The 18,936-nt window shown below is 57.8% G+C and carries 16 protein-coding genes; 9 read left to right on the top strand and 7 right to left on the bottom strand.

Annotation, left to right across the window (positions count from 1 at the left end):
- The first annotated feature begins 296 nt into the window (after positions 1-296).
- Both FIV38_RS26950 and glmS read left to right on the top strand, forming a co-directional pair.
- A complete protein-coding gene (locus FIV38_RS26950) occupies positions 297-1,064 on the top strand; it encodes a DeoR/GlpR family DNA-binding transcription regulator (protein WP_029290123.1) in 768 nt (255 codons plus the stop codon).
- Between the two features lie 10 nt (positions 1,065-1,074).
- A complete protein-coding gene (gene glmS, locus FIV38_RS26945) occupies positions 1,075-2,907 on the top strand; it encodes a glutamine--fructose-6-phosphate transaminase (isomerizing) (RefSeq protein ID WP_029290121.1) in 1,833 nt (610 codons plus the stop codon).
- A gap of 120 nt (positions 2,908-3,027) precedes the next feature.
- On the opposite strand, the gene FIV38_RS26940 is transcribed toward glmS, so the two are convergent.
- On the bottom strand, positions 3,028-3,996 hold the full coding sequence (locus FIV38_RS26940) for a bifunctional GNAT family N-acetyltransferase/nucleoside diphosphate kinase regulator (RefSeq protein WP_029290119.1): 969 nt from the start codon (positions 3,994-3,996) through the stop codon (positions 3,028-3,030).
- Positions 3,997-4,804: 808 nt separating this feature from the next.
- On the opposite strand from FIV38_RS26940, the gene FIV38_RS26935 reads away from it, so the two are divergent.
- Genes FIV38_RS26935 through FIV38_RS26905 form a run of 7 tightly spaced genes read left to right on the top strand, consistent with a single transcriptional unit; the run spans position 4,805 to position 12,985 of the window.
- The gene (locus tag FIV38_RS26935; RefSeq protein WP_092232398.1) at positions 4,805-5,830 is read left to right on the top strand and encodes a glycosyltransferase; all 1,026 of its coding nucleotides are present in this window, start codon (positions 4,805-4,807) and stop codon (positions 5,828-5,830) included.
- Positions 5,830-6,978: an NAD(P)/FAD-dependent oxidoreductase gene (locus tag FIV38_RS26930; RefSeq protein ID WP_092232401.1), complete on the top strand. Its 1,149-nt coding sequence runs from the start codon at positions 5,830-5,832 to the stop codon at positions 6,976-6,978. Before FIV38_RS26935 ends, FIV38_RS26930 begins: the two co-directional genes overlap by 1 nt.
- Positions 6,979-7,003: 25 nt before the next feature.
- Positions 7,004-7,789, top strand: coding sequence for an NAD-dependent epimerase/dehydratase family protein (locus FIV38_RS26925; RefSeq protein WP_092232403.1), 786 nt, complete (start codon positions 7,004-7,006; stop codon positions 7,787-7,789).
- Positions 7,786-8,619, top strand: coding sequence for a sugar phosphate isomerase/epimerase family protein (locus FIV38_RS26920; RefSeq protein WP_092232406.1), 834 nt, complete (start codon positions 7,786-7,788; stop codon positions 8,617-8,619). The genes FIV38_RS26925 and FIV38_RS26920 overlap by 4 nt, the downstream gene beginning before the upstream one ends.
- A 2-nt stretch (positions 8,620-8,621) precedes the next feature.
- Positions 8,622-8,978, top strand: coding sequence for an SMR family transporter (locus FIV38_RS26915; protein ID WP_057440644.1), 357 nt, complete (start codon positions 8,622-8,624; stop codon positions 8,976-8,978).
- Positions 8,979-8,989: 11 nt separating this feature from the next.
- The gene (locus FIV38_RS26910; protein ID WP_092232409.1) at positions 8,990-9,796 is read left to right on the top strand and encodes a glycosyltransferase family 2 protein; all 807 of its coding nucleotides are present in this window, start codon (positions 8,990-8,992) and stop codon (positions 9,794-9,796) included.
- A 15-nt stretch (positions 9,797-9,811) separates the two neighbouring features.
- Positions 9,812-12,985: a hypothetical protein gene (locus FIV38_RS26905; protein ID WP_092232412.1), complete on the top strand. Its 3,174-nt coding sequence runs from the start codon at positions 9,812-9,814 to the stop codon at positions 12,983-12,985.
- An 80-nt stretch (positions 12,986-13,065) separates the two neighbouring features.
- Here FIV38_RS26905 and FIV38_RS26900 read toward each other — a convergent pair whose 3' ends face one another.
- The 6 genes from FIV38_RS26900 to FIV38_RS26875 are packed head-to-tail and all read right to left on the bottom strand — an operon-like array spanning position 13,066 to position 18,752.
- Positions 13,066-13,998 (bottom strand): phosphatidate cytidylyltransferase, encoded by a 933-nt coding sequence (locus tag FIV38_RS26900; protein ID WP_092232415.1) that lies wholly within the window; start codon positions 13,996-13,998, stop codon positions 13,066-13,068.
- A gap of 1 nt (position 13,999) precedes the next feature.
- Positions 14,000-14,620 carry a lysophospholipid acyltransferase family protein gene (locus FIV38_RS26895; protein WP_029290113.1) on the bottom strand — a complete coding sequence of 207 codons (621 nt, stop codon included), beginning with the start codon at positions 14,618-14,620 and terminating at the stop codon, positions 14,000-14,002.
- Between the two features lie 9 nt (positions 14,621-14,629).
- A complete protein-coding gene (locus FIV38_RS26890; protein ID WP_092232418.1) occupies positions 14,630-15,073 on the bottom strand; it encodes a hypothetical protein in 444 nt (147 codons plus the stop codon).
- On the bottom strand, positions 15,063-16,361 hold the full coding sequence (locus tag FIV38_RS26885) for a phosphatase PAP2/dual specificity phosphatase family protein (RefSeq protein ID WP_092232421.1): 1,299 nt from the start codon (positions 16,359-16,361) through the stop codon (positions 15,063-15,065). The genes FIV38_RS26890 and FIV38_RS26885 overlap by 11 nt, the downstream gene beginning before the upstream one ends.
- Before the next feature lie 2 nt (positions 16,362-16,363).
- Positions 16,364-18,118, bottom strand: a complete 1,755-nt coding sequence (locus FIV38_RS26880; RefSeq protein ID WP_092232424.1) for a bifunctional alpha/beta hydrolase/class I SAM-dependent methyltransferase — start codon at positions 18,116-18,118, stop codon at positions 16,364-16,366.
- Positions 18,119-18,128: 10 nt separating this feature from the next.
- The gene (locus FIV38_RS26875) at positions 18,129-18,752 is read right to left on the bottom strand and encodes a CDP-alcohol phosphatidyltransferase family protein (RefSeq protein ID WP_029290103.1); all 624 of its coding nucleotides are present in this window, start codon (positions 18,750-18,752) and stop codon (positions 18,129-18,131) included.
- Positions 18,753-18,936 lie beyond the last annotated feature (184 nt).

The raw sequence follows: 18,936 nt of genomic DNA, 5'->3' as shown, positions 1-18,936 counted from the left end.
GGCGCTTAGGGTAGAAAGGGCGGGACGAGAAGTCTCCCACGGTCCGTACTGGCTAGAGTCGGAATCGGGCTTTTAGTCGCCGCCCACCCCTTCAAGTCTAAACATACAAGCGGGCTTGCTCGCGAATATGCAGTGTCAGTCAATGCATGTATCAACTGACAGACTGCATTCGCGAGCAGGCCCGCTCCCACATTTGGTTTCTGGGGATTTAAAATTTTACTCGCCGCGCTTGACGATTTCTCGCCAATAGGTTTTGATTGCCTTCGTTTTCTTTCGAAACGAAACTTATCATCACCATGTCGAAACGAAATACACCGCAAAGACGCCACAACATCCTCACCTTGCTCAACGAGCAGGGTGAAGTGAGCGTGGACGAATTGGCCAAGCGTTTCGAAACCTCCGAAGTGACCATCCGCAAGGACCTCGCCGCGCTGGAAAGCAACGGCTTGCTGCTGCGTCGCTACGGTGGCGCAATCACCATGCCCCAGGAACTGGTCGGCGATCCTGCCCAGCCCATTTCTGTGCACAAGCGCGCCATCGCCCGGGCGGCGGTCAAACGGCTGCGTGAACATGCACGGATCATCATCGACAGCGGCAGCACCACCGCCGCGATGATCCCCGAACTGGGTCATCAACCGGGCCTGGTGGTGATGACCAACTCCCTGCATGTGGCCAGTGCCCTGAGTGAGTTGGAGCATGAGCCGGTGCTGTTGATGACCGGCGGCACCTGGGACCCGCACTCGGACTCGTTCCAGGGCCAGGTCGCTGAACAAGTGCTGCGTTCCTATGACTTCGACCAACTGTTTATCGGCGCTGACGGCATCGACCTGCAGCGCGGCACCACCACCTTCAATGAATTGCTGGGCCTGAGCCGAGTGATGGCCGAAGTCGCCCGTGAAGTGGTGGTGATGGTCGAATCCGACAAGATCGGCCGCAAGATTCCCAACCTGGAACTGCCCTGGAGCAGCGTCCATACCCTTATTACCGATGATCGCCTGCCGCTTGAGGCCCGCGACCAGATTCAAGCCCGCGGCATTACGCTGATTTGCGCGGCAGTCATCTAGGAGAAAAACCATGTGTGGAATTGTAGGCGCAGTCGCTGAACGAAACGTTACCGCCATTTTGCTCGAAGGCCTCAAGCGCCTCGAATACCGTGGCTACGACAGTGCCGGCGTGGCGGTCTTCAGCAACGCGGGCAAGCTTGAGCGCATGCGTCGCCCAGGCAAGGTCAGCGAACTGGAGCAGGCGTTGGCCGGTGAGCCCCTGGCTGGCCGCCTGGGCATCGCCCACACCCGTTGGGCGACCCACGGTGCGCCGTGCGAACGCAATGCACACCCACACTTCTCCGGTGATATTGCGGTGGTGCACAACGGCATCATCGAGAACCACGAAGTGCTGCGCGAACAACTCAAGGGCCTGGGCTATGTGTTTACCTCGGACACCGACACCGAAGTCATCGCCCACCTGCTCAACCATAAGCTCAAGGACCACAGCGATCTGACCACCGCCCTCAAGGCCACGGTCAAAGAACTGCATGGCGCCTACGGCCTCGCCGTGATCAGCGCCAGCCAGCCGGATCGTGTGGTTGCCGCCCGCAGTGGCAGCCCGCTGGTGATCGGCCTGGGCCTGGGGGAGAACTTCCTGGCGTCCGACCAACTGGCCCTGCGCCAGGTCACCGACCGCTTCATGTACCTGGAAGAAGGCGATATCGCCGACATCCGCCGTGAAAGCGTGGCGATCTGGGACGTCAACGGCAACTCCGTCGAGCGCGAAGCCGTGCAATACCGCGACGGTGCCGAAGCTGCCGACAAGGGCGAGTTCCGCCATTTCATGCTCAAGGAAATCCACGAGCAACCCGCCGTGGTGCAACGCACCCTGGAAGGACGCCTTGGCGACAAGCAGGTGCTGGTCAACGCGTTCGGCCCACAAGCCGCCGAGCTGTTCGCCAAAGTGCGCAATGTACAGATCGTCGCCTGTGGTACCAGCTACCACGCCGGCATGGTCGCCCGTTACTGGCTCGAAGAACTGGCCGGCATCCCGTGCCAGGTCGAAGTCGCCAGTGAGTTCCGCTACCGCAAGGTCGTGGTGCAGCCCGACACACTGTTTGTGACCATCTCCCAGTCCGGCGAGACCGCCGACACCCTGGCCGCCCTGCGCAATGCCAAAGAGCTGGGCTACCTGGCGAGCCTGGCGATCTGCAACGTCAGCATCAGCTCCCTGGTGCGTGAGTCCGACCTGACTCTACTGACCCAGGCCGGCCGCGAAATCGGCGTAGCCTCCACCAAAGCCTTCACCACCCAGTTGGTGGGCCTGCTGCTGCTGACCCTGTCCCTGGGCCAGGTGCGCGGCACATTGGCCGCAGGCGTCGAAGCTACCCTGGTAGAAGAACTGCGCCGCCTGCCGACTCGCCTGGGCGAAGCCCTGGCTATGGACAGCACGGTAGAGAAAGTCGCGGAGCTGTTTGCCGACAAGAACCACACCCTGTTCCTGGGCCGTGGCGCGCAATACCCCGTGGCGATGGAAGGCTCCCTGAAACTCAAGGAAATCTCCTATATCCACGCCGAAGCCTACCCGGCCGGTGAACTCAAGCACGGCCCATTGGCCCTGGTGGACGACGACATGCCCGTGGTCACCGTTGCGCCGAACAATGAACTGCTGGAGAAGCTCAAGTCCAACCTGCAGGAAGTGCGCGCCCGTGGCGGCCAACTGATCGTGTTCGCCGATGAGAAGGCCGGCATGACCAACGGTGAAGGCACCCACGTCATCAACATGCCGCACATCCACGACACCCTGTCGCCGATCCTCTACACCATCCCGCTGCAGTTGCTGTCGTACTACGTGGCCGTGCTCAAGGGCACCGACGTTGACCAGCCGCGTAACCTCGCCAAGTCGGTGACGGTTGAGTAACGTCTATCGGGTGGTTTTAGAGAATCAAATCTGACGCAGGTAGCTGACCGTTCTGATCAGCGCCTGCTACAGACGCGCCACCGTCCTCAATGGCTGCACGAAGTACCCTGGGCCCGATCTCTATAGGTGGAAGTCGCCCGCAGCCTCCGGCTGGTAAAGCACTTTCCTGATCTCAATCCGGCGGGTCCGGTCAGAAATCCGCCAGTCGATGGCGTCCCCCTCCTGATAACCCAAAATGGCGGCGCCGATGTCGGAATACACGGAATGCTTCCCTGCGTTGCTGTCCGCGTCTTCGGGGTAGACCAGGGCCACTTCGATCTCTTCGTCGTCCAGCTGCAGCAAGGCCCTGGAGTTCATCGTGACGACATTGCGCGCCACCTGCTGTGGCTTGACGACAATGGCTCGCTCAAGCTCGTGTTCGAGTTCAACAACGGCCGGGCCAGGCTCGAGCACGATCAGGCTCTCGAGCCTGGCCTTGTCGATTTCAGTGATGTAGATCCTAGTGGCGTCGCCAACGGCACCTTCGCGCAAGGACTGGAGATAGCGCCCCACCGTCATCGAAAACGACTTCAATGTCGGTGTTTCGCTCTCAAGCACAAAGCCGCTGCGCAGAAAGGCTTTCAGCGAGCGCGCGTTGTCCGGGTGGATCTTGGCGATGAGCTTCTTGGCCCGCATGTCGAGGAAGGCCAGTTTCATGCCTTCGCGGATCGTGCGGGCGCCAAGGTTCCTGCCCCATTTGTCGCTGTCTCCGATGACCAGGACGATCTCGCAATCTGAGCCGGTCTTGATGAGACGGACAAAGCCCACCGGGGCGTCATGCCGGTCATAGGCCATGAAGAATCGCCCGCCCCGGTTGAATAGATGGGTCAGGATCGGCAATTGAGTCCGATCGATGGCGTGCTCGATGGAGCGGGAGACATCACGCGAATCGCTCAGGTAGCAGGTGACGCGCTCATCCTCCAACCAGTCCATCAGCGTCAGCGCATGCGCCCGAGTAATTTCAGGGCACAGCGAAATGAAAGGCTTGTTCATCTTCAGCACACTTATTTGTAGTCGAAAAGGGCGGAAGCCCTCCATGGTCATGGCCATGACGGTTCTTTCGGCAACCGGCTATGTTAAGACATAACGCGAGGAATGCCGAACAGCCTGGAGAGTTTGAGGAAATCACCGTTTTGCCGAATCCTGCCCCTTGGTCCTACCCAGAGGTTCGCCGTAAGTGGCTCCATCAAATGTAGGTGGGTGTCGTGTCATTACTGGGTGCACCAGTTTTTACAGTCTAAATTCAGTGTGACTGGATCAACTTCAAAGTCTTGCACAAGCGTCGATGAATCGATCACCGCATCCCCCCGTGATGCCCATGCCTTCGCGGGGTGTTTTATTTGTGCAGGTTATCCTGAAAAGTCGCTGTGTTAAGACCCCACTTGAGTGGGGACTAATTACCTACAGATTATTCAGATTGAATGCTGATGGCTGACTTAATTAAGGGCGAAAGGTCAACTTTTTAATCATTAAACTATTTTGAAAACATGTTTTCTCAAGAGGCTTCGAGGTGTTTTTTATCGTGCTTTAAACGCTGGCATAGCGCCATTTCTGCGTCGTGAGGGCCGCATTTTTTGTGGTATGATCCGGCGCAAATTTGGGCTGGTGCCAGGTCTGATAGCTTCTGTCTATTCTGCCTTACCCCGGTTTTTCTGGCATGGCTGCTGTTTCAGGCGTGCCTATGGCCTGGTGCTTCAAGGACGAGCGATTTGAACGTTTGGCAATGGCTACCCCATCTTGGCAATGACCCTATGGCGCTGAAACTCTCGGTCAGGGGTGTGAGGCCTTTGGGCTATATATGGCGATCTCGGATAAACGACTCATCCAGTCTTTTAATTAATTTTTGTGAGAGTTGGTGATGGCTTATTTCCCCTGTTTTTTGTCTGTCGTTTTTGTCGTTCGTAATCAGGGCGATAAAATTGAAAAAATACTCTCCGAAGCCGCCGAAGTCATTGCGAAAACAGTCAGCGACTATGAGCTGATCGTTGTGGATAACGCGTCCGATGATGACAGTGTCATGGTCTTGAAGGGCCTGACCAGCGAGAAAGGCCTGGCCAACCTGCAGGTCTATGCATTGACCAAGGAAGTGGATACCGATACCGCTTCCTGGGTCGGCCTGGAAAACGCCTTGGGTGACTATGTTGCAGTCATCGATCCGCTGGTGGACGACATCAACTTCGTCCCACAGATGCTTGATCAGGCGGTCAGCGGCGCCGATGTTGTCTTTGCCCACAACGAACAAAAGAGCACCCAGAGCCTGGCCTATCGTTGGGCCAACGCGGTGTTCCACAGTATGTACAACCGCTTCAACGGGGTTCACCTTGCCAAGGAAGCGCCTCAGTACCGCATTCTCAGCAAGCGTGTGATCAATTTCATCCTGCAACACCCCCAGCCTTCGATGACATACAGGCATCTCCCGGCCACCGGTGGTTTTGCCCGTGCCTACCTCAAGTACAGTGCCGTGCCCCAGGCCTCCAGCCCCAAGCGCCTGGGCGACAGTATCGATCGTGGCGTGCGCTTACTGGTTTCCACCACGCGCGCGCCCATGCGACTGGTGACCTACCTTTCGCTGTTTGGCGCGGTTGCCAACCTGGTGTACTGCGTCTATGTGATCTCGGTGGGTATCTTCAAGGCTGATGTAGCGCCCGGCTGGATCAGTTTCTCGCTCCAGCAGTCGGGCATGTTTTTCCTGATTTCCCTGGTGTTGCTGGTGCTGGGTGAATACATCCTCAACATGGCCAGCCTATCGAATGAAGGGCCGCTCTATCATGTAGGGCAGGAGTTCACCAGCGCCCGCATGACCCGGCGCGAGAAGCTGAACATTGAAGAGGTGGCACCTGATGCGGCCGTGATCAAGGCGCAGCCTTCCGAACGAGTTTCCTGATGTCGAGCGCCCAAGCCAGCCAGCCTGAGCAGGATGCCGTCATTATCGGCGGGGGGTTTTACGGTGCAGCCATTGCGGTCTACCTGGCCAAGCAGAGGGGCTTCAAAAGGATCCTGTTGGTAGAGCGCGAGGCGGCACTGATGACGCGCGCCAGTTACAACAACCAGGCACGTGTGCACAACGGCTATCACTACCCGCGCAGCTTCACGACGGCTTATCGCAGCCGGGTCAACTTGCCCAGGTTTGTCCAGGACTGGCCGCAGGTGGTCAAGCAGGACTTTACCAAGCTGTATGCTATTGCCCGACGCAACTCAAAGGTCACGGCCAAGCAGTTCGAGCGCTTTTGCCGGGATATCGGTGCGGACCTAAAACCTGCCGATCCAGCGCTGCGTGACTTGTTCGAGCCACGCTTGATAGAAGAAGTGTTCCTGGTCGAGGAATATGCGTTCGACACCACCCGCCTGGCGGCCTGGGCGGCTCGCGAGCTGGCAGAAAGCGGTGTGCAGATTCGCTACCAGACACGTGTCACTTCGATTTCCAGAGGCGCAGCGGTGCCTTTGCAAGTGGTCACCCAAACCTCTCTGGGCGAGGAGGCGCTGACGACCTGCCGGTACGTCTTCAACTGTACGTACAGTGGCCTCAATCAGTTTGCGGGTGATTTCGCGGGGGTCAGTACCGGCCTCAAGCAAGAGATCACGGAGATGGCCTTGATGCAGATGCCCGAATCCCTTGAGGGGTTGGGTGTCACGGTGATGGATGGACCGTTCTTTTCACTGATGCCGTTCCCGGCCCGTGGGCTGCACACCTTGTCCCATGTACGCTATACGCCGCATTTGCACTGGAATGATGAAAAAGGCCTCGATCCCTACGAGAAGCTGCGGCTTTATGAGCGCGATTCACGGGTTGATCGCATGGTCAGGGACGTCGGGCGGTATATCCCCGAAGTGCTCAAGGCCCAACACAAGGATTCGCTGTTCGAGGTCAAGACCATCCTGGTGAAGAATGAAGGTGATGATGGACGCCCGATCCTTTTCGAGAAACACGCCGAGTTGCCAGGTTGCTTTTCCGTGCTGGGTGGCAAGATAGACAACATTTACGATGTGCTTGAAAAACTGGATACCGAGAGTTTTTCCCATCAAGGTCAATAAAACTTCAGGTTTGGAGCGGAAAAAGATGAATTCGCTTATTGGTTTCTCCGGGTTTGTCGGGGGCACGCTTCTTAAACAGGCTTCTTTCGGGGACTTGTACCGGTCCACCAACATCAGTGAGATAGAAGGCAAATCCTTCGACCTCGTGGTCTGTGCCGGCGCCCCGGCGCAAAAATGGATTGCCAACCGCGAGCCTGAGGCCGACCGCCAGAAGATCGAAGCACTGATCACCCATCTGAAAACCATCCAGTGCAAGACCTTCGTTCTGATCAGCACGGTTGATGTGTTCAAAAGCCCCATCGGCGTTGATGAAGACACTCCGGTCGATGAGTCCGGCCTGCATGCCTATGGCCTGCACCGTCGGCTGCTGGAAACCTTCGTCGAAAGTCATTTTCCGAATCACTTGATCGTTCGCCTGCCGGGGCTCGTCGGGCCTGGATTGCGTAAAAACGTGATTTTTGACTTCCTCAACGACAACAACCTGCAGGCAATCGATAGCCGGGGCGTGTTCCAGTTCTACCCGATGATCAACTTGTGGTACGACATCCAGACCGCGCTCGATGCGGGACTCAAGCTGGTCCACCTGACTGCCCAGGCAGTGAGTGTCGCGGACATTTCGCAGAAGGGCTTCGGCAAGCCTTTCACCAATACCCTGGCCAATGCGGCCGCTACCTATGACATGCAGACCAAGCATGCGCAGCTGTTTGGTGGCACTGGGCGCTATCAGTACAGCGCTCGCGAAACCGTGCAGGCCGTAAGGGCCTATGCGCAGTCGGAGCCGCTCAAGGCCGTATCGGGAGCACAGGCATGAGGCTGGCGATTTCCAATATCGCGTGGGAGACCACCGAGGACGAAGTCATCGCTGAACTGCTTGCGCACTTTGCCGTGGATGCAATTGATATTGCACCGGGCAAATACTTCCCGGAGCCCGCCAAGGCCACGGACGAAGAGATTGCGCGGGTCAAGGATTGGTGGTCACAGCGTGGGATTGCGTTGACTGGTATGCAGGCACTGCTGTTCGGCACCACGGGCCTGAATGTCTTCGGCTCCGAGCAAAGCCAGGCGGCCTTGCTGCAACACCTGGCGGGCGTATGCCGCATTGGCGCGGGCCTTGGGGCAACACGGATTGTGTTTGGCTCACCGAAGAACCGTGATCGCAGTGGTTTGACCGATCAGCAGGCGCAGGATGCTGCCGTGGCGTTCTTCCGGCAATTGGGCGATATCGCCCAGGCGAGCGGTGTGACGATCTGCCTGGAGCCCAACCCCACCTGCTACGGTGCGAACTTCATGACCACCAGTGCGGAAACTGCGAGGGTGGTACGGGCAATCGATCATCCGGCTATCCGGATGCAACTGGACACTGGGGCGTTGGCAATCAACGGTGAAGACCCATTCACAGTGCTTGATGATTGTGCCGAGTTGATCGGGCATATCCACGCCAGTGAACCTGACTTGCTCCCATTGGGTGACGGCGGTACTGACCACGAAAAAATGGCACGTGCCGTAGCCCAATACTTGCCGGGGCATGTGGTCACCATTGAGATGGTGGCTACCAAGGCTGAACCCCATGCGCAATCGATCGAGCGTGCGCTGCAGGTTGCCCGCGAGTATTACCGCACCCCCGACGAGGTGACGGCATGAGCATGAAATGGATCATTTTGATCCTGGGTATCTTGTCGAACGCCTCCGCCAGCGTTCTGGTGAAGATGGCGATGATGCCCCCGCGCAAATTCCCTTCCTTGAGCGACCCGATGGCGGCACTCAGCAACTGGCCGTTCTGGGTCGGGCTGGTGCTGTATGGCGCTGCGTTCCTGCTCTATGCCGCGGCCTTGGCCCGTTTGCCGCTGAACGTGGCACACCCGGTCCTGACGGCCGGGGCTATCGCGACGGTTGCCCTGTTTTCACTGCTGTTCTTCCGTGAGTCCTTCCACTGGACCACGGGAGTCGGCATCGCCCTGGTTATTGCTGGCGTAGGGCTGATTACAGCTCGCGTCGTTTGATGGAAATTAAAATGACTTCTTCTGATATTGCTCCCGATGTACGTGCCGGCTGGCAGGTACCTTCTTTTGACACACCACTCTGGCTGGGTCGCCAGCACCCGTGGTGCGTGGTCATCCCGGTCATCAACGAAGGTGACCGGATCAAGAACCTGCTCGCCCGTATGGCGGCGTTCAACATCGCGGACATGGCCGACATTATCATCGTTGATGGTGGCAGTTCTGATGGCTCGCTCGAGTTGCAATCACTGCAACAGGTGGGGGTACGTGGCTTGCTGGTCAAGACGGCCCCTGGCAAGTTGAGCGCGCAGTTGCGCTGCGCCTATGCCTTCGCCCTGGATCAGGGCTACGAAGGTATCGTGACCATTGATGGCAACGACAAGGATGATCCCGAGGCTATTCCACGCTTTATCGAAGCACTCAAGCAGGGTGTGGATTTTGTCCAGGCTTCACGTTTTGTCGAGGGTGGTGTTGCCGAGAACACTCCCAAGTCCCGCGATTTTGCTATCCGTTTTATCCACGCGCCGATGCTGAGCCTGTTTTCCGGTTTCAAGTGGACAGATACCACCCAGGGTTTTCGCGCCTACAGCCGCAAGATGCTGATTGATCCGAAGATGGCGATCTTCCGTGATGTGTTCACTACGTATGAACTACTTGCCTATCTGTCATACCGAGCGCCGAAACTGGGCTATCGCTGCGTGGAACTGGCGACAGTACGTCGTTATCCCCAAGGTGAAGTCCCTACCAAGATCAGCAGCGTAAAAGGCAACCTTTCGGTACTGGCGGTATTGTTCCGAGCTTGTTTTGGCAAGTACAACTAAAGATCTGGTAGTGAAATGTTCAAGCATCTGGAAATGAATGAAAGGGTTTCTTGCGCACTGGCGGCTTTAATTTTCTCGGCGCTGGTTTTAGTTTTCTGCCTCGACGTTGCAGTCGCACCAAGGTATGCGGATTTCGTCGTCGGGAGTATCACGTGGTCGGCGCAGACAAAATTTCAGGACCTTATTGCTGTCCCCGCTTTTCTTGCTGCCTTTGTATGTGCGTTTTTGTTTTTGGCTTCGACAATAGAGCGGCAGAAAAAATTATTCGGAACTAACTCTGCGCTTGAACTTTCCATTCAGTATCTATGGTGGTCGCTTCCTGCTGTTGCTGCCATTGCGTCTTTTGTTTTTTTTGAGCAGAAAGACTCAAGGATTTTCTACGGCTCAATTTCCGGAGTTACTTTTATCGCCGTTGCCGCAACGGCGAGTGCTTTAAGGGGGATTGACGTCAATCCACGCATCTATGGTGTGGGCGCATTGGGTATTCTTTTGCTGGTGCTTGTAAAACCAGAACTGGCACTAGTGCTTGGCCGGGCCCCGGCGGCGATGGTATCGGACATAGATCTCACGCGGCTGGCGCGGTTGGGGTATACCATCGCAGCCTTAGGGTGGGTGGCAGGTCTTATTTATGCCATTTGGAGGCCCAAAGGCTTCTCGCGAAACGTTTCCAAGTTACTCCTTTTCGTTCAGCTAGGGCTCTCGACGTTTTACCTGGTTCTTTACCCCGCAAGGCTACAGGAGCCTAACGGCAACGTTTCAAAATATGATACTAGCGTGTGGCTGAAAGTTTTGCTGATTGGTATGGTTGTCTGGGCCATAATTGATGTGAGCAAGCGATTTAGAAAGTATTCTCTGTCTCAGGATTTATACGGACTATTATCACCTGTTGCTTTTTTTGGATTATTACTTGCATTAAAAGCAGGTAATACAATTTTTCCTGTTGTGAGTCCTGATGATTACCATTTTGGCGAAAGTATGCTGGGGTGGTGGTCATATCTTAATGGGATTGTGCCTTATATAGGCTATATCCCCGCTCATGGAATTATTGGTGACGACTTTACACAGTTTTTGTCATTTGTTTTTTATGACGGTTCGGCAGGAACTATCGCACAGGTAGGTAATCTTGCCTTTGCTATCCTAGCGTTTGCCTCCTTCCTATCGCTGTATTATTTCACTCGTAGTATCGGTTTCGCATTCATTTCAATTTTCTGCCTTTTTGGGAATTTGAGTTGGCTGTATCTGACGCCATTTCTGTGCCTTTGGTTGAGCCCGAAATTATATGTACGGCCCTCCCACTGGCTTATTGTGTGGATGGTGACGGCGCCAATTGCTGTATTGGGTGTTCCGCCGCAAGGGTTGTTACTGGCTGCGGCGAGCGGCCTGATGGCGACTTATTTTGCTTGGCGAGTTTGGCAAAATCGCAAGAAAGAGTCTTTGAACGGTGTTATTGCGATGGCCGTAGTGATTCTGGTTGTGGGTTTAGTCACCCCTACCGGCTCAATGTTGTTGGGGGCGATTCGTTATGTGTTGGAAAACGGCCCTATCAACCAGGTTGCCTATGGTATTCCGTGGAGTCTGAGTTGGGTTGTTGGTGGACAGCGAGGTTTCGTTTTTGAAGTTGTACGCATGTCTTGGATCGCTATTCCGCTGGTCTGCTTACTGCTTATATGCGGCTGGTGCAAAGACGCCAATCGTCGTGCCGTAGCTGCTTTTCCCTTAATTATTGTATTGTTTTTCGTCTTGTTGTTGATCCCTTATTCAATGGGGCGTATCGATCCTGGCGCGATGTCCCGCCCAGGACTGGCCGCGAGTCTGGGCTGGGCAATCCTGTTGCCGGTTGCTGTATGGAGAGTCCTAGACTCTGGTGCCCGGGTGATGATGATTGTAATTGTGGCGAGTATAAGTTCGGTTTTGGGTTATGCGCCGTTTACGACAGCGATCAACAATCTAATTCAGTCCACGGCAGCAACTGTTGCCACACCCGAGCTACGAGATGGTCCAAGTACTGGCTTGCCCAACCTCGGACGTGCTTCCGTCCAGGAAGAACACTGGGTGAGGTTAACCAGCCTTTCGAAAGTATTAGCTGAGCATGTACCCGCGGGTGAGACTTACTTGGACCTGACGTCGCGTAATGCGCAGTACTTTTATCTGGGTTATCGACCTATCTTACCGGTGACCGCGGCCTACAATATGGTTTCGCCAGCCCAACAAAAACGCGCCATTGATACATTGAAAGAAAGTCTGCCGACTGTTGCATTACTGGAAGGGACGAATGTTATCCATGACGGCGGCGGGCTAGCTCTGCGTAATCCTTATCTGTATCGTTTTATTGTTGATAACTACGATCCAGCATATGTAAATGGTTTCATCCTGGGTTACAAAAAAGGCAGTGTAGAAGCGCAATCAGTACAGATCGATATTCCTCTGATGGACTTTACGGACGTTAACTGGCTGAGGGGGGTGCACCGAAATGCAGCGGCAGCGTATGTAGAAGATCCAGCGCTGGTAAGCCTCATCAAGGTGGGCGATGAAGTTCGTATTCACTCGGGTGATGTACGTCGTGTAATGCGTGTTGATGTCGCGGGGCAGAGCGTTTGGTTGGGAGGACCTCCCCTTGAAGCTTTTTCTACATCGAAAAACTCCATGACACTACTAAAAACAAACGCTCGTGAGCTTGCTGATTACAAGACCGCGTTGTTACAGAAGGCTTTTGGGAAAGCTGAGTTGCAAAAAATCCCGGTGGCATGGGGGCGCTCCCAAGCGTCCCTGGACAAAAAAATGGTGAGAGTCAAATCACTGGATGAATTGAACCCAAGCTTAAATCAATTAGCAGTGCAAGAAGGCGCGTATCGGGTTGACGGTTCAGATCCATCCATCAGTTTCGACCTCTCCGCGTTTAATATCTCTGGCCACGACGCTGGCCTGCTCAAGTTCGAGTTCCGCTGCTCAGGCCGCGCCGCCGAGCCGCGTATGCAGGTGTTCTGGTGGGGAGACGGGCAACAAGGGCCGTTCGAAGCCTCCAGTGTTCGTTTCAATGCAGAGGACGGGACGTTGATCGTGCCGTTGGATGCGTCACCGCGTTGGTTGACGTTGCAGCATGTGAAAGGCATCCGGATCGATTTGGACAATGCTGGCGCTTGCAGCAGTTTCAAGGTTGATAACCTGGGGCTCTACCAGCGGCAGCACTGATGTAAGTCGCTCTAAACCCACAAGACCCGATGTCCCTGGCGGACATCGGGTCTTGTCGTTTCAGCACTGCGGGGTACTGCTCAGGTCCACCAATACCGCACCAGATGAAAGAAAATCGGCGCCGCGAAACACACCGAATCCAGCCGATCCAGCATCCCGCCGTGTCCTTCGATCATATGCCCCCAGTCCTTCACGCCTCGGTCGCGCTTGATCGCCGACATCACAATCCCGCCGGCAAAGCCCAGCAGGTTGATCAGCAGTGCAATCAGGAAAGACTGCCAGGGGTTGAACGGTGTGATCCACCACAGTGCCGCGCCGATCAGGGATGACAGCAGGATTCCGCCAACAAAGCCTTCGACGGTTTTCGACGGTGACAGGTTGGGCGCGATCTTGTGTTTGCCGAACAGTTTGCCGCACACGTACTGCAGCACATCCGAGAGCTGCACCACGATTACCAGGTAGGCGATCAACAGGAGGTTGCGGCCCTCGTAGCCGGCGATGTCGAGGGTCAGCAGGGCCGGGACGAAGGATACGCAGAACACCGCGATCATCAGGCCCCACTGTACTTTCGAGGCTCGCTCCAGGAAGTGCGTGCTGTCGCCGCCCAGAGAGGCCAGGATGGGCAGCAGCAGGAACACGTAGACCGGGATAAAGATCGAGAACAGGCCGTACCAGTCAAAGTAGATCAGCAGGTATTGCAGGGGTAGGGCCAGGTAGAACGCGGCGACCAGCGCTGGGTAGTCGCTGCGGCGGGTGGGGGTGAGGGTGAGGAATTCGCGCAGGGCGTAGAACGAGACGGCGTAGAACAACAGGATCACCGCGCCAGTACCGAGCCAGAAGGCGATGCCGATCACCACCACCATCACCCACCAGGCATTGATGCGGGCGTTGAGGTTGTCGATTACCGCATTGGGTGCGCCGCGGGTGCGCAGCTTGAGGATCAGGCCGATCAGCGAGGCGAGCACCAGGATCATGCCGATGCCGCCGAACAACATCAGGGTTTGGCTATCCATGTCAGGAATGCTCCGGGGCGAGGGCGAGCAGGGCGTCGCGGCTGCGGGCGAGGAACAGGGCTTTGTCTTCGTCGTCCTGCAGTTGCAGCGGTGCGCCAAAGCTGGTGGTGCACAACAGTGGCAGCGGTAGCACGCGACCCTTGGGCATCACACGGTTGAGGTTGGCGATCCACACCGGGACCAGTTGTGCCTGTGGGTAACTCTTTGCCAGGTGATACAGGCCACTTTTGAACGGCAACAGACCATCCTCCAGGTTGCGCGTGCCTTCGGGAAAGATGATCAGTGAGTCGCCATGTTCCAGGGCTTCTAGCATCGGTTGCAGCGGGTTATCCACAGGGTCTTTGCGCTCGCGGTCGATCAGCACCCCATTGAAGACCCGGTTGATGATGTAGCGGCGCAAGGCGCTCTTGTTCCAGTAGTCGGTGCCCGCCACCGGGCGCGTGGCTTTGCGCAGGTTCTGCGGCAAGGATGCCCAGAGCAGCACAAAGTCGCCGTGGCTGCTGTGGTTGGCAAAGTAGATGCGCTGCACCGGTTCTGGCGCACAACCCAGCCACAGGCTGCGAGCGCCGGTCACTGTGCGGGCCATGGAGGTAATCAGGGTTGCGACCACAGGTTCGAACATGGGAATTCCTTATCCGGCGAAGGGCAGCCACGGGCTGGCCAGGATGACGGCCAATGTCAGTAATACTTGCGCGCCCAGCAGGTAAGCCTGTTTGCGCAGCAATTTGAGGGCGCCACGCTGGCGCTCGGTCCAGGGTCGGCTGGCGCGGTTGGCCGGTTGCAGGCCAAGGGTTTGCAGGCTCTGGTCCAGTTCGCCGGTGCGCTCTATGTCCTTGGCCATCAGCGCAAACAAGTCGGCGTCAAAGGCCACTCGCAGCGCCCAGTACTTTTGCAGCAGCCCGAGGACAATCATCCACAGGCTGAGCAGCAGGCAGATCGGCGTGATACTGACCATCAACAGTTGCGCCAGGCCAAACAGCACCCCGAGCAAGGTCAGGCCTGTGGATAACTGATCCAGCGAGCGGCCACGCCGCAGCAGGCTGGCGACCACCTGGAGTTGCATATCAGCGGGCATACGGCAGATCTCCCAAGGCTTGACGGTGATTGGCATGCAGGACCACATCCGGTCGTGCTGTACGAATAATAGCCAGTGCCTCATCCACGGTGCTGGCGCGCCCGCTGTGCAGCAGCCATGCCGCCACGGCACTGGCGCTGCGGGAGTAGCCGAGGGCGCAGCACACCAGCAAGGGCCCGTGTTCGCGCAAGCGTTCAATGGCTTGGGCGGCTTCCAGGCACTGTGCAGGTGTGGGGGCGGTGAGGTCGAGGACGGGCAGGGCATGGTAAGCGCGACCTTGTGGATAAACCGGCAGTTCGGCACACAGATCGACCACGGCGTTGAATGAACCCAACTGGGCTGTCGTCGGAATTCGCCCCAGCCATACGTTATCCACAACCAAATCGGGTTGCGGGTGTTTGCGCGTCCATAGCCGCGAGTTGAGCCACGCCGCCGCGAGATACGGCGCGTACAGCCAGCGGGCCGCCGGGCTGAGCCGGCCATCGGCGCGTTTCTGAAAGCCTGCGGCACCCAACAGCCAATAGTTGAGCGCCACCAGCAACACCGCGACGGCCGGCCACCACAGCCATAGCCAGGCACCGCCCCACGTAAAGGCCGCTGTCGCCAGCAGCAGGGCGCCCACGGCGTAGCACAAGCCCAGGCGCCAACGTTTCGGATCTTTGGTCAGGCGCGCATTCAACAGCGGGCTTGGATGATCTACCGGCCATAGCCACACGCACAGCCAGCCGGCCAGGGCGCCTGTGGGTAAGTCGATAAAGTGATGTTGGTAAGTGGTCAACACCGAAATGCCGATCAGCGCGAACCAGCCATGCACCAGCCAGCGCCACAGGCCTTGGCTATGCCGCTGGTACATCACCCACAGGATCACCAGCAGGGCGATGTGCAGCGAAGGCGCCTGGTTGAACGGTTTATCAAACCCCGCCAGCACGGCGAACAGCCAACCGAACACGCCGTCCATTTCCGGGCGCTCAAAGGTGAAGCGCAACGGCCAGAGCAGGAAGCAGCTCACCGCAATCACCTGGGCACTGAGCAGGCGCAGGGCATGTTGCTTGAGCTCATGGCGACTGTTGGGCAGCAGCAGGGAGAAACCATAGAGCAGGTCGATCGACCAGTAGGGCACGATGGTCCAGGCCCAGAATGGAATAAGGGTTTCCCAGGCGAATACCAGTGTGCCGACGTCGCTGCGCTGGCTGGTCACCCAGGTGGCAAAGCCGTAGGTGCTGAAAAACAGCGGTGCCAACAGCAGCAGCCACAGCAGCGCTGGTTTGAACAGTCCCGGTTCGCGCATGCTCAGATCTTCTGCGCCAGCGAGACGCTGAAGATGCCCCACTCGTCCACACGCTGGGTGATCTTGCGAAAGCCCGCCGCCTCCACCAGTTGATCCATTTCCGCCTGGCTGCGACGGCGCATCACCCAGGCCTGCCCCTGGCGATGGCTGGTGAGGGCGCGGGCGATCAGTTCCAGTTGCGGGTGCCACGGTTGGCCGGTGTACACCAGGTAGCCACCGGGCTCCACGGCCTCGGCCAGGCCGGCGAGGGAGCCACCGACCATGGCGTTATCAGCAAACAGCTCGTACAGCCCGGACACCACCGCCAGAGTCGGCTTGGGTGAAAGCGCCGCCAGGTCGGCCCGGTCGAAGGCATCACCTTTGACGAACTGCGCAATATCTCCCAGGCCTTTCTCGCGGATCAGCGCGCCACCGTCGCGCACGTTGATATCGCTGTAGTCGCGCAACAGGATCGATTCCGGCAGTGGAGAAACGCCCTGCAAGGCTTCCAGAATGTACCGACCATGCCCCGCGGCGATGTCGACGATGCGCACTTCGCGCCCGTCATCCCGCAGCTTGACCATGGCCAGGCGCAGCAATTCTTCGACATGCAGTTTGCGCTGGCGAATCCCACGCCAGCCGATGGAGTTCAGGTAGTTGGTGTCGATCATCCGCCCCAGCGCACCTTTGCCGGTGGGCTTGTTGCGATAGACATAATCCAGGGTACTGCCGGAATCGAAACCGGTGTCGAAGCCAAGCTTCACGCCCTCGGACAACTGGCGGCCCAGGCCCATGCTGGCGCGGGTCATGCGCCAGTACAGGTCACGTAGCGAGTTGCGCGGCAGTGGCGCAGCGAGGGATTCGGATTCGGCGCAGGTCGCGCCGATCTTGTCGGCATCCAGCAGGCTGGCGCGGTCCAGCGGGTGTTCGAAGTTTTGCAGGATAAAACGCCTGGCGCTGGCCAGTGCCACGGCGCGGTCACGCTCGCCGAGGGTGTCGTGGAAAAAACCGGGCAGGATATGCAGTTCTTTTTTCAGGCTGCCCAGGCGCTCGAAGAACTGCTGCTGGGGTTTGCGATGCACCACGAAGTCCGACCCAGAGATCAGCAGTTGGGTCGGCACTTGGATCGCCTGGGCATCGGCGACTACGCGGTCGGCTGCTTCGTACAGGCCCAGCAGCACATTCACCGAGATCGCCTTGGTGATCAGCGGGTCTGTGTCGTAGGACGCGACGCGCTCGGGGTCATGGCTGAGGAACTTGGCCTTGACGTAGCTGTTGACGAAAAAGTTGCCGCGAAAGCGCCGCATCAGCGCCAGGCCTGGCCGGGCGAAGGGCACGTAGAGCTTGACCTTGAATGCCGGGGAGGCAAGCACCAGGGCGCGGATGTTCGGGGCGTAGTCATGGACCCAGGTGGCGGCGATCACCGCGCCGACGCTTTGGGCAATGACGGCGAGGTTGGCGGGCTCAATGCCATAGGTTGCGCCGATATGGTCGCAGAAGGTCTGCACGTCCCGTGCGCTGGTGGCAAAGCTGGGGCTGTCGCCACGTTCGCCGGGGGATTGGCCGTGGCCACGGGCGTCCCAGGCGAAGAAATCAAAGTGCGGCAGGTCCAGCTCATCCACCAGGTGCGCGATGCGCCCGGAATGCTCGTGGCCCCGATGGAACAGCAGGATCGCCTGGCGTGGCTCAGGCCCGGTCGCGGTGGTCGCGGGCCAGTGCCGATAGAAAAGCTCTACGCCGTCATGGGTGCTGAAGGTGTGCTGTTGCTGTTCGCGCATCGCAAGATCCTTATGCCGTCGGAGGGGTTTCTTGTTGTTCTTTGAGGCCCTGGCGCACTCGATTGACCAGGGTGTAGGCGAGCAATGCAGCCACCAGCCACATCACGCCATCCACCCAGCCGGCGCCGAGCCAACCCAGGGCTACGCCAGTGGCCAGTACGCCGAGAACGAACGCCCGATCACTCTTGCCCATCGGCCCGTCATAGCGCCGCGATGCGCCGACCATCGGCCCAAGTACGCCAGCGTATTCACTGAACACCGCCAGCAGTGTCACCAGTAGCACCGGCGCCAGGCCGACCCCGGGGATCAGCGCGAACGGCAGGATCAGTGCGCTGTCGGCGATCACATCGCACAGTTCGTTGAGGTAGGCGCCCAGGCGCGACTGTTGACCGTACTCCCGGGCGAGCATGCCGTCGATGGCATTGAGGGCCATGCGCAGGATCATCCACAGCGGGATCAACACGAACACCCAGGCATGCTCGGCGAAACCCGCCACCAGCAGGCCTACCAGCAGCGACACGATTCCCGCCAGCACGGTGATCTGGTTGGCGGTGGTGCCGTTGTCGTACAGGCGCTGGACCAGGGGCCGCAGCAGGTTCTGAAAACGCGGTTTGAGCTGATAGATCGAAATCATGAGAGTGACGCTTCCTTGTCCGTGATCCCGCGAAAAAGCTGGTGCGAGTGTGACGATAAATCGCCGTGGGCACTAGTGTCCGCCGGCAGCACATAAAAATGTCGATCACGCTGTAACGCCCATCAGGCACCTCACTCTAGTGCTGTGTCGGGACTGGACAAACCGTTCAGCCGACGCCCTACAG

This window comes from Pseudomonas proteolytica, assembly GCF_007858275.1.
Classification (GTDB): Bacteria; Pseudomonadota; Gammaproteobacteria; order Pseudomonadales; family Pseudomonadaceae; genus Aquipseudomonas; species Aquipseudomonas proteolytica.
Note: the sequence above shows the minus strand (reverse complement) of the source record. Positions and strands in the feature narration are given on the sequence as shown.

What these genes read in the sequence shown, in the direction of transcription:
- FIV38_RS26910 (WP_092232409.1), top strand. Translation starts at nt 8,990, where the DNA reads ATGACTTCTTCTGATATTGCTCCCGATGTACGTGCCGGCTGGCAGGTA.
- FIV38_RS26915 (WP_057440644.1), top strand. Translation starts at nt 8,622, where the DNA reads ATGAAATGGATCATTTTGATCCTGGGTATCTTGTCGAACGCCTCCGCC.
- FIV38_RS26940 (WP_029290119.1), bottom strand. Translation starts at nt 3,996, where the DNA reads ATGGCCATGACCATGGAGGGCTTCCGCCCTTTTCGACTACAAATAAGT.
- FIV38_RS26895 (WP_029290113.1), bottom strand. Translation starts at nt 14,620, where the DNA reads ATGTTCGAACCTGTGGTCGCAACCCTGATTACCTCCATGGCCCGCACA.
- FIV38_RS26875 (WP_029290103.1), bottom strand. Translation starts at nt 18,752, where the DNA reads ATGATTTCGATCTATCAGCTCAAACCGCGTTTTCAGAACCTGCTGCGG.
- FIV38_RS26900 (WP_092232415.1), bottom strand. Translation starts at nt 13,998, where the DNA reads ATGGATAGCCAAACCCTGATGTTGTTCGGCGGCATCGGCATGATCCTG.
- FIV38_RS26885 (WP_092232421.1), bottom strand. Translation starts at nt 16,361, where the DNA reads ATGCGCGAACCGGGACTGTTCAAACCAGCGCTGCTGTGGCTGCTGCTG.
- FIV38_RS26905 (WP_092232412.1), top strand. Translation starts at nt 9,812, where the DNA reads ATGTTCAAGCATCTGGAAATGAATGAAAGGGTTTCTTGCGCACTGGCG.
- glmS (WP_029290121.1), top strand. Translation starts at nt 1,075, where the DNA reads ATGTGTGGAATTGTAGGCGCAGTCGCTGAACGAAACGTTACCGCCATT.
- FIV38_RS26890 (WP_092232418.1), bottom strand. Translation starts at nt 15,073, where the DNA reads ATGCCCGCTGATATGCAACTCCAGGTGGTCGCCAGCCTGCTGCGGCGT.
- FIV38_RS26880 (WP_092232424.1), bottom strand. Translation starts at nt 18,118, where the DNA reads ATGCGCGAACAGCAACAGCACACCTTCAGCACCCATGACGGCGTAGAG.
- FIV38_RS26920 (WP_092232406.1), top strand. Translation starts at nt 7,786, where the DNA reads ATGAGGCTGGCGATTTCCAATATCGCGTGGGAGACCACCGAGGACGAA.
- FIV38_RS26950 (WP_029290123.1), top strand. Translation starts at nt 297, where the DNA reads ATGTCGAAACGAAATACACCGCAAAGACGCCACAACATCCTCACCTTG.
- FIV38_RS26925 (WP_092232403.1), top strand. Translation starts at nt 7,004, where the DNA reads ATGAATTCGCTTATTGGTTTCTCCGGGTTTGTCGGGGGCACGCTTCTT.
- FIV38_RS26930 (WP_092232401.1), top strand. Translation starts at nt 5,830, where the DNA reads ATGTCGAGCGCCCAAGCCAGCCAGCCTGAGCAGGATGCCGTCATTATC.
- FIV38_RS26935 (WP_092232398.1), top strand. Translation starts at nt 4,805, where the DNA reads ATGGCTTATTTCCCCTGTTTTTTGTCTGTCGTTTTTGTCGTTCGTAAT.